Source organism: Niveispirillum sp. FG148 (genome assembly GCF_057809655.1).
The window spans coordinates 80725-91300 of the sequence record NZ_JBMDKJ010000024.1; the positions used below are offsets into that span (position 1 = coordinate 80725).

The window sequence follows — 10576 nt, forward strand, 5'->3', positions numbered from 1 at the left end:
GCCTCCCTTCCCTGCTGGCATCCTGGCATAGTCTGGCGCGCGGTGCCGACAGTTTCACTTCAACGGTTTGAAGCGTATGGCGACGCCACCGCCCGGCGCCATATCCAGATCCAGGCTGTCATTGGCCGTGACGATCCGCTTGCTGACCGTCAGCGCCGCGGGGTTTGTGCGGTAATCGGCACCCGGTCCGTCAGCGTAGATCTGGGCCTCATAGCGCTTTGCGGGAGCCAGGAAGTCCAGCTTCTGTGACAGCTTGCGCGCCACTTCGTCCGTCACGCCCCCCAGGAACCATTCCTGGCTGCCGCGCGCCTGGCGGGCGACCACGATGTAATCACCGATTTCCCCCTGCAAGGTACGGGATGTTTCCCAATCCACGGCCACATCGCGAATGAATTGAAACGCGTCGGGCCGGGCTTCATAATTCTCCGGCAGGTCGGCCGCCATCTGGATGGGGCTGTACAGCACGACATACAGGGCCAGCTGTGTTGCCAGCGTCGACTGGACCCGCGCCTCCACCTTATCCTTGCCGAAGGTGAGGTCGAAAATACCGGGCGTATAGTCCATGGGTCCCGCCAGCATGCGCGTGAAGGGCAGGATCGTCACATGTTCGGGCGGGTTGGTTGGTTTGCCCCAGGCATTGTATTCCTGCCCCCTCGCTCCCTCCCGGCTGATCCAGTTTGGCCAGGTACGGCGCAGGCCCGTATCCTTTACCGGTTCATGGGTGTTGATGGCGATATGGTTAGCAGCCGCAGCTTCCAGCACGCGCTGATCGTGGCGGACCATGTACTGCCCCGCGAACCATTGCTGGCCTCCCTGGCTGTCCAGGATCGTGCCGCTATGCTTGACGTACCCTGTCTTCACGGCCCGGACACCCACTTTGCCATACAGCGCCATGGCCTGGTCGAGCCGGCTTTCGTAGTTCACAACGGCGCCGCCCGTTTCGTGATGACCGATCAGGCCCACACCTTTCGCCTTTCCGTAGGCGGCCAAGGCCGGCAGATCGAAATCCTCATAAGATTGTGTGAAGTTGAACTGGTCGCCGTTTGCAATCCAGTCGCCGTCCCAGCCCTTGTTCCAGCCCTCCACCAGCACGCCCGTAAAACCATTCTTTGCGGCGAAGTCGATATAGCGCTTCACATTGGCGTTGGTGGCCCCGTGCAGCGGGCCGCTGCCCCAGGTCGCTTTGTTCAGGTGCATCTCCCACCAGACGCCGACATATTTGCCAGGCCTGAACCAGGAGACGTCACCCAGGCGGTTCGGCTCGTTCAGATTCAGTTCAACGCGGCTGTCGGCCAGGGCGGCGGCGCTTTCGCCGATCAGCACGGTTCGCCACGGCGTTGAGAACGGCCCCGTCTTTCGGGCCAGCACGCCATCCGGCCATGGCATCAGTGTGGCCGACAAGGTCCCCGATCCGTCGCCGGCCAGCAGCATGCTGGGGAAATCGACCAGCGCGGCCTCATGGAACGACAGATGCAGCCCGTTCTCCCCCTTCAGGGTGAGGGGCGTTTCGGCCATGGTGATCCGGCGGACATCCGTTTTGGTATAAAGATACTCGTCCCGCTCCTCCCCCAATGCCGGATACCACCAGGCCTGAAACCGGCCGACGGGACGGAACTGCGTACGTTCCCCCGTCACTTCTACCGCCTGACCGGCCGGAACAGCGCCATAGACGTAGCGAAAACCAATTCCGTCATCGAACAGCCGGAAGGTGACATCCACCTTGCTGTTCAGGGGCGTGTCTCCTGCCAGCGCCACGGTCATTTCCGTGTGCCGGTCGCGGATCAGTCGCTGTTCGCCCCATGGCTGTTCCCAGGCATTGTCCGTCTCTGACCGCTTCGCGTCACTGATGGCGGTGAAGCGCACGGGGGCTTCCCCCTTGAAAGTCAGCCCCAGGCTGGCCGGCGCCAGCACCGGCGCTCCCAGGCGCCTGACCTCATAGAAGGCCTGCCCCTCGGTCACGGACACACAGAGTTCAATGATCTTGCCGGGGGACTGCGCGCATTCCCGATCGCCCGCCATTGCCGGAGCGGATGCCGCCGCAAGAGGTAGAGCACAATACAGTAGCAGGGAGCGGAATTTCATAAGAACGGCCCCTTTTTGCCGGGTGGTGGGACAGACCAGCGTCGTGGTTCCAGGGCTTTATTGCGCCTTACGGGCGAACGGAAACCGGCATTGCCACTGGCGTTTCCGCCAGTAATGCTCCCTCCCGTGACATTTCCCCCGCACGACGCGCCGTTAATCGGGCGCTGATTCCTTGGAACGCAATTTCCTATATCGGTCTATTGGCTGCAACTGGAAAACAACAGGGTCGGCCGTCATCCGGGTGTCACCGCCGGTGGGCTCATCAATTTTTTAAAGATGTATTTATATTGCCTCTTTAAAGGTTTCGGCCTATCATTTCCGGCATTTAATCGGGGTTCGATCATGAATGAACGCGCGTTGGCCACGCTTGTGGATGGTTTCTATGCCCAGGTCCGTCAGGACCCGGAACTGGCACCGGTGTTCAACAAAGCCATCACCGACTGGGACCACCACCTGACCTTGCTGACGGATTTCTGGACATCCGTCATGCTGGGCAGCGGCCGTTACAAGGGAAACCCCATGGGCGCGCACCTGAAATGGCGGGAACATCTGACCCCCGCCCTGTTCGAACGGTGGCTGGGCCTATGGGAAACAACGGCACGCCAAGTGTTGTCGCCGGAGGACGCAGCCGAAGTTCGGGCCACCGCGGGCCGGATCGCGCGCAGCTTGCAGTTGGGGATGCAGTATATCGCGGCCTGATTTTCAGGGGCGCTTTAACTCGTCCCTCAGTTCATCCAGCAGGGATTGGGCTGTAAAGGGCTTGGCGATGAAGCCATCCATGCCCGAAGCCGCCAGCTTTGGCCACACCCGGGCCCGTTCCGTCGCGGTCATGGCGATGATACGGACACGGCCAGTATCGCCGGGTAGCGTGCGGATGCGGCTGGTGGTCTCCATACCGTCCATGCCGGGCATCTGCACGTCCATCAGCACGGCGTCGAAACGCTGTTGACGCACGGCTTCCAGGGCGGCCTCGCCGGAATTGGCCGTGCTGACCTGAAAACCGGCCCGACGCAGAATGCCGCCTGTCAATTCCAGGTTAAGGTCGCTGTCGTCAACGATCAGGATGGATTTGCTGCCATCGGCCTGCGGGGGGCCGCGGTCGGTGGCCGTCGTCACCAGCGGGGCTGACTGCGGCAGGCGGCCGAGGATGGTTGAAAGCCGCTCCAGCACGACCCCGGCGGCGTCCGCCCAATAGGGGGCCCCTGCCCGCGCCATTTCTTCCACCCACCGCGCCTCGTGCCCCAGTGGTGCAGCACCGATGCTGGCGGAGGTGCCGGCCAGGGAATGCAGAATGGGCAGCGCCTCGGCCGCCTCTCCACGCTTGACGGCGTCGCGCAGACGCTGGAATTGACTACCCTGCTGGCGGGCGAATTCCTCCAGCACCCGGACCACCAGATCCGGGTTGCCGCCTGCACGGGCAACGGCGTCATCGATATCCAGAATGGGCTGCAGATCCTGCAAGACCTGCGGCAGGGCACCGGTGCTGACCATCATTTGTCCCGTCGGAACCGTGTGTCCGATTCCCTTGGGCAGCCAGGTCAGCAGCGCGTCGACCAGTTCGTCGACAACGATGGGCTTGGTGACATGACCATCCATGCCTGCTTCCCGGCACCGCTGCCGGTCGCTTTGCAGGGCATGGGCGGTCATGGCCAGGATGGGTACACGGGGCCGGTCGGGATGGGCGGCGGCTTCGGCGCGGATCACCCGTGTTGCCTGGTAGCCATCCATGACCGGCATCTGGATATCCATGAGCACCAGATCGAACAGCCGATCCCTGACCAGGTCGGCTGCCTGCTGCCCGTCCTCCGCCAGGGTGACCTTCATGCCCCAGCGCGTCAGCATGTCCGACGCCACCTGCTGGTTAAGGGGGTTGTCCTCCACCAGCAGAATCTCCGCACCAGCAACGCCGACCAGCTTTTCCTCCGGCTGCGCTTCCAGGACGGCCCCTGTCGACAGATGGCCAAAGGCCTGGCGCAACGCGTCGCGAAGGGCTGCCGGGGAAACGGGCTTGGCCAGGATCTGCCGCACGGGTGTGTCGACCGTCTGTGCCGCCAGTTCGTCGACATCATAGGCCGTGACCATCAACAGCGGTGGCGGTGGCGTGGCGGCGGCCATGATGCTGCGGCACAGCTCAAGTCCGTCCAGTCCCGGCATGCGCCAGTCGGTGATCACCAGATCGTAATGGCTGCTGCTGTCGTCGGCCCGTTTCAGGCACGCCAGCGCCTCCTCCACGGTGCGCACACCATCGACCTCGATGCCGTATTGGTTCAGCATGTTGGTCAGCACTTCGATCGACAGGTCGCTGTCATCGACCAGCAGCGCATGCCGTCCCGTCAGATCGACGTCGACACGCAGCAATTCCCCCACCGAAACCGCACGCCACCGCAACGGCACCTTGAAATGGAAAAGGCTGCCCTCCCCCAACCGGCTTTCGACGTCGATGCTGCCGCCCATCATCTCCACCAGCTGGCGGCTGATCGCGAGGCCCAGGCCGGTTCCGCCATAGCGCCTTGTGGTCGAACTGTCTGCCTGGGAGAAGCTGATGAACAGGCGTTGCTTCTGCTCGTCGGTCATGCCGATGCCGGTATCCCTGACCTGCACGGACAGCCACAGGGTCTCAAACTCAACGGCTTCGGTGACGACGGTGACGGTGACGGCGCCCTGATCGGTGAACTTGATGGCGTTGGCAATCAGGTTGTTCATGACCTGGGCCAGCCGCAGCGGGTCCCCAAGCAGCATGCGGGGAATCCCCGTCGGTCGCCGCAGGATGAATTGCAGCCCCTTTCGTCGTGCCTCATCCCCATGCAGGGAAACAACACCGTCCAGCAATTCCTCCAGGCGAAAATCGATGCTCTCGATTGTGACGCGCCCCGCTTCGATCTTCGACAGGTCAAGGACGCTGTTGATGATGCCAAGCAGGGATCGGCCGGCCTCCTCGATCCTCAGCAGGTATTCGCGGGCCTTCGGTGGCAAATCCGTGCGCAGGGCCAGATAGCTCATGCCGATCACGGCATTCATCGGCGTGCGTATCTCGTGGCTCATGTTGGCCAGGAACTCGGACTTCGCCCGGCTTGCGGCCTCCGCCGCCAGCTTTGCCTCGCCCAGTGCATCTGCCAGGCGCTGCAACTCGTCCTGCCGGCGACGGACGTCGGTCACGTCGGAATAGGTGGTCACGAAGCCGCCGCCCGGCATGGGATTGCCATGCGCCTCCAGCACGGTGCCGTCCGGGCGCTCCAGCTCGAAATGATAGGGCCGGCTGATGTCGGTCATCGCCACCCGTTCGTCGATCTTGGCTTCCACCCCGCCTTCCGGCAGGGGGCCATATTCCTCCCGCAGGGCCTTCCAGCGGATCAGGTCGCGCAGGCTGATGCCTGGGCGGCAGAAGCCGGGGGGCAGGCCGTGCATGGAAACGATACGGTTGTTGAAGGCCACCACGCGCGCATCGGCATCGAAGGCCAGGATGCCCTGGTCCACGGTTTCCAGGACTGTCGCCAGGGTCGCTTCCCGCTCCCGCGCCGTCTCCCGCGCCTCCTCCAGCAAGGTTACGTCATGGAAGGTCTTGATCCATTGCACGATGCGGCCGCCCGGACCGACAACAGGCGCGCGATCCTCCCGGATCCAGCGCACAGCCCCGCCGGCAAGCTCAAGCCGGCAAAGCTGGCTGATGACCCCATCGGGACCTTGCCGCTCCCCTTCTCCCTGGCTGCGTCGCAGCTTGTCGGCGATCAGAACGGGAAGTTGATCCAGGCGCCGGACTTCCTGTGCCGACAACCCCAGAAGATCGACCAGATTGTCAGAAATCTCGCAGGTTCCGGTCTCAACATCTTCCACCAGCCAGGCAAGGCTGGCGACGCGCTGGGCGGCAGCCATCCGTTCCTCCCCACGGCGCAGTGCCAGGAACCCCTGCCAGTTACCGCGAAGAAACAACAACTGCCCCATGGTCATCAGCAGCATCAGCAGGGCGGTGCCGATCCAGATCGGATCCTGCCGGTCGATTAGGCTGAGGACCACGGCCGTGCCCATCATGGGTAAGGCATAGGCGAGGCAGGCCTGAGGGATGACTGAGAGCGCCGCGTTGGCGCCAACGGCCAGGAAGGCGCATCCGCCCAACAGCAAGGCCCTTGGTTCCCCCGGCGCCTGCGACAGGTAGAAGATCATCATGCCGGCCCAGTATAGGCCCATGATGATGGAACTGATGATGATCAACTTTATCCGCCGGCGCGAGGCCCGCCGCGGTGGGGGACGGTTGTGGTTGCGGACAAGTCCTTGAACGGCCGGCAACAGCAGAAGCGGGACCCCCACCAGCAAGGGGATCAGGGCCGGCAGAGAGAAATAGTCCTTCAGAACAATGGCACCGATCCAGGCTCCGAACAGGTTGCCCAGGATGATCATCGGCAATTGGCGGACGAAGGCCGCCGATTGGGCGGCCCTTATCGTTTCATCATCCTGGATACGGTACCAAGGGCTGAGCACAGGATATTTCCGCAAAGAAATGGCGGCAGCAGATGCTTGACCAGACTTCGACGGATGGTGCGGTTCCACCCTGGGCCAGGGGAAAACGCCCCACCGTCTTCATACTATCCTATGACATTACGGCTGCCGACCGATAGTCATATAACGAAATGGTGGCGCCATGCCGTTCTCCCCGGGGAGGGACGAAATGGCAGGCACCCTTGACGACGCATCGGCGGGACGCGACAACCAGGGCCGTCCGCCCCGCCGGATGACGGAGCGGCAATGGATGAGGAGCAGGTTTTGTCCGATCAAAGCGGCGACAAAGACAGGGTGGACGCAGCAGCCGTCCGGGTCGAGGGCTTGGGCAAATGCTACGCGATCTATCGTTCTCCTGCCGATCGGCTGAAGCAGATGCTGTTTCCCTGGCGCCGGTTCCACGCCGACTATTGGGCCCTGCGCGATGTCAGCTTCGAAGTGCCGCGCGGTCAGACGGTGGGCATCCTGGGCCGCAATGGTGCCGGCAAGTCGACCCTGCTGAAAGTCATCACAGGCACGGTGGCACCCACACAGGGCACCGTGGCCGTCCAGGGCCGTGTGGCCGCACTGCTGGAACTGGGTGCCGGCTTCAACCCGGAATTCACGGGTCGCGAGAATGTGCATCTGGCGGCAGCGGTCCTGGGGCTCAACGACCGGCAGATCGCCGAACGGTTCGACACGATTGCCGACTTTGCGGGCATCGGCGATTTCCTGGAACAGCCGGTGAAGCTCTATTCAAGCGGCATGTATGCCCGGCTGGCCTTTGCCGTGGCAGCGCATGTCGATGCCGACCTTCTGATCATCGATGAAATCCTGTCGGTCGGTGACGCTGCCTTCAACCAGAAATGCATGCGCTTCATCGAAGGGTTCAAGAAGCGCGGCACCATACTTTTCGTTAGTCATGATGCCGGATCCATGGCGCGCCTGTGCGACCGGGTCGTCTGGTTGGATGGCGGAACAGTGCGTCAGATGGGGCAGCCCAAGGAAGTGCTGGAAGCCTATATGGCATCCGTCTATGGCGAGAGCGAAGGGGACCGGCTGCGCATCGGCGGCCGGCGGCTGTCCGCGCCTGTCGCCCCGTCAGTTCCGCCGCCGCAATCCGTTCCCAGCCAGGTGCAGGTGTTCGATTTCGATCCCGACGCCCCCTGGTTCGGGCTGGAGGGCGCCCGCATCCTGAATGCGACGCTGACGGCCATCGACGGTGGGCATATCACCATGCGCGGGGGAGAGAATGTCGTGCTGTCCATCACGGCCCGCGTCAATCAGCCCATGAACCAGCCGATCATCGGCTTCCTGGTCAAGGACCGGCTGGGTCAGATCATCTTTGTCGATAACAGTTTCAGCACCCATTCACTGCTGCCGCGCACGGTGGAGCCGGGTGAGACCCTGACGGCGCGGTTCCATTTCACCTTGCCACTTCTGGCGGAAGGCGATTACGCCGTCTCCGTCGCCATCGCAGAGGGGACGGAGACGGCGCATGTGCAGCACCATTGGCTGCATGACGCGCTGTTTTTCCGCGTCACCACGGGACGGCTGTTCCGCGGTCTGGTCGCCGTACCCATGGATCAGGTCAGTCTGGAAATCGATCAGACCGATACTTTGCGCCAGTAGACTCCAGTCCAGTCGATTTCCACGATCGGAGCGTCGATGCCGCGCCGTTGGCGGAAATCATGGACAGCATCGGCACAGGCCGGGACCGCCCCAAAATCGTCAATGACGACGAAGCCCCCGGGCGGCACGCGGTCATACAGAGAGTCCAGGGCAATGATGGTGCTTTCATACAGATCACCATCCAGGCGCAGCACCGCAATGGATCGCACCGGCGCGGTCGGCAATGTGTCGCGGAACCAGCCTTCGATGAAGCGCACGCGTCCATCCAGCAACCCGAAGCGGCGGAAATTCTCCTCCACCACGCGGCGGCCCGCCTTCAGATAATCGACATTGCTGAGATCACTGGCAAATTCCCCCGGATATCGTTCAAAATCGGGCGCCGGCAGACCCTGGAAGCTGTCGGCCAGCCAGACCCAGCGGTCATCGGCCCCCAGCACGTCCAGCACGGCCTTGGAAAAGATGCAGGCACCGCCGCGCCAGACCCCGGTTTCGACCACATCGCCGGGCACGCCATCCGCCACGACCGTTTCGATACAATGGCGCATGTTCTCCAGTCGTTTCAGGCCGGACATGGAATAGGCACGCTGCGGCCAATCCCCGCCTTCCGCCCTGATTTCCCGGCGGACTGTCAGATCGTTCAGGTCGCGCCCGGCATATTCCGGGCGGACGAACTGACTGCCGTCATGGACATTGATATTCACATAGTCGGTCAGGACCTGCATCAGCAGAGTCAGGTACCGGTCGCCGGACGCATCCACGGGCATCGCTGCGTTCTCCCAGTTTTCAGCCGGGCTTCGATAGCGCAGTTCAACCCGTCGGGCCAGCGGCACATTCAGGGATGAAGGATGCGCGATCCTTTCCCTGCGCAAAAACCCCATGATATAGAGGGGCTTGCGGACCTGCCCCCGCACTGTCGCAAAATGGTGACAACAATTTTGATGCGAGCCCGAACCAATTCCTGCTCCTGGGTCATGCTGGTTGAGCGGGGCAATGCGTTCAGGAAGGGATGTGGGCATCCGGCCCATGTGGTGAGAGGTTCCTGATGGTCGAGACAAATGCTGCTGCCACACCGGGCCTGGGGCCGTTCGCGCCCTTTCTGACCCTTTGGCGCCATCGGGGATTGATCGGGCGGCTGACCCGCCGGGAACTGGCATCGCGTTATCGGGGGTCGATTCTGGGTCTGCTCTGGTCGGTGCTGACACCTTTCATGATGCTGGCCGTATACACATTTGTGTTTTCCAGCGTCTTTCAGACACGATGGACGGCCAACAGCCAGAATACCGGCGAATATGCGCTGTTCCTGTTTGCCGGCCTGACCCTGTTCAACATCCTGGCTGACAATGTGAACCGCGCGCCGGGCCTGATCCTGGAAAACACCGCCTACATCAAGACCGTGGTCTTCCCGCTTGAGGTGATGCCGGCGGTGACGGTGGCCAGTTCCCTGGTGTCGGCTGGGATCAACATGGTGGTTCTGATGCTGTTCTATGGTCCCGTTTTCGGGATGCCACCGCTGACGGCCCTGCTGGCACCTCTGGTGTTGATACCCTATTGCCTGCTGGTTCTGGGCTTGTCCTGGTTCCTGTCGGCCGCCGGTGTTTTCTTGCGTGATATCAAACAGTTCATTGCCGTTCTTACCACGCTGCTTATGTTCTTGAGCCCGATTTTCTATCCCGCTGCCGCTGTTCCGGAAAGCATCCGCATCGTCATCGGGTTGAACCCGCTGGCCCCGATGCTGGAAATGTGGCGCGCCTGTCTGTTCGCGGGGACCTCGTTCGACCCCATTACCTTTGCAAAGACCCTTGCCTTGGGGTGGGGGGTGGCCTGGGCAGGCCATGTCTGGTTTGCGAAGGCGCGCAAGGCTTTTGCCGATGTCGTCTGACGTCCGGACACCGTGGACGATGTTTGAAATGCGCCCGGTTGCCGCCCACCTGTGATGCCCGAAAATGGGCAACGCCGTGCAGCCATGTGATAAATGACACGAAATGATGCTTGTAGCGCGGCGATTTGAGGCCCATGTTGGGGGCGTCGACTTTGCTACTGGGCTATCTTCCGGCTACCGCTGGTTCTTCCCTGTCGTGACTTTGATGCCCGCGTCGCAACTCCGCGCCGGGCAGCTCCGAACGGGAAAGATCCCAGGAGGCATTCATGTCTATCGGTACCGTCAAGTGGTTCAACAGCACCAAGGGCTTTGGTTTCATTCAGCCCGAGGACGGCTCCTCCGACGTTTTCGTCCATATCTCCGCCGTTGAGCGTGCAGGCCTCAGCAGCCTGAACGAAGGCCAGAAGGTCACGTTCGATGCCGTTCGCGATCCGCGCAAGGGCAAGACGGCTGCTGAGAACCTTCGGGTCGCCTAACCGGCTTCTTGATCGGAATTGTGGAGGGCGGCGGGCT

General features: G+C 62.3%; 7 protein-coding genes. 4 read left to right on the forward strand and 3 right to left on the reverse strand.

From position 1 onward, the window contains the following. Positions 1–54: 54 nt before the first annotated feature. Positions 55–2019: a glycoside hydrolase family 97 protein gene (locus tag ACODTW_RS21200; protein ID WP_488948075.1), complete on the reverse strand. Its 1965-nt coding sequence runs from the start codon at positions 2017–2019 to the stop codon at positions 55–57. A gap of 405 nt (positions 2020–2424) precedes the next feature. Here ACODTW_RS21200 and ACODTW_RS21205 point away from each other — a divergent pair, with 405 nt between their 5' ends. Next, on the forward strand, positions 2425–2781 hold the full coding sequence (locus ACODTW_RS21205; protein ID WP_488948076.1) for a group III truncated hemoglobin: 357 nt from the start codon (positions 2425–2427) through the stop codon (positions 2779–2781). Positions 2782–2784: 3 nt separating this feature from the next. Here the strand turns inward: ACODTW_RS21205 and ACODTW_RS21210 are convergent, their stop codons facing one another. After that, entirely contained in the window at positions 2785–6555 is a 3771-nt protein-coding gene (locus tag ACODTW_RS21210) for a response regulator (protein WP_488948077.1), read from the reverse strand. A gap of 264 nt (positions 6556–6819) precedes the next feature. On the opposite strand from ACODTW_RS21210, the gene ACODTW_RS21215 reads away from it, so the two are divergent. Continuing rightward, the gene (locus ACODTW_RS21215; RefSeq protein WP_488948078.1) at positions 6820–8184 is read left to right on the forward strand and encodes an ABC transporter ATP-binding protein; all 1365 of its coding nucleotides are present in this window, start codon (positions 6820–6822) and stop codon (positions 8182–8184) included. Here ACODTW_RS21215 and ACODTW_RS21220 read toward each other — a convergent pair. After that, the gene (locus tag ACODTW_RS21220) at positions 8160–8948 is read right to left on the reverse strand and encodes a TylF/MycF/NovP-related O-methyltransferase (RefSeq protein WP_488948079.1); all 789 of its coding nucleotides are present in this window, start codon (positions 8946–8948) and stop codon (positions 8160–8162) included. The genes ACODTW_RS21215 and ACODTW_RS21220 overlap by 25 nt on opposite strands. 278 nt (positions 8949–9226) lie before the next feature. Here ACODTW_RS21220 and ACODTW_RS21225 point away from each other — a divergent pair, with 278 nt between their 5' ends. Both ACODTW_RS21225 and ACODTW_RS21230 read left to right on the forward strand, forming a co-directional pair. Beyond that, a complete protein-coding gene (locus ACODTW_RS21225; protein WP_488948080.1) occupies positions 9227–10063 on the forward strand; it encodes an ABC transporter permease in 837 nt (278 codons plus the stop codon). A gap of 266 nt (positions 10064–10329) precedes the next feature. Continuing rightward, the gene (locus ACODTW_RS21230; RefSeq protein ID WP_488948081.1) at positions 10330–10539 is read left to right on the forward strand and encodes a cold-shock protein; all 210 of its coding nucleotides are present in this window, start codon (positions 10330–10332) and stop codon (positions 10537–10539) included. The last annotated feature ends 37 nt before the right edge of the window (positions 10540–10576 follow it).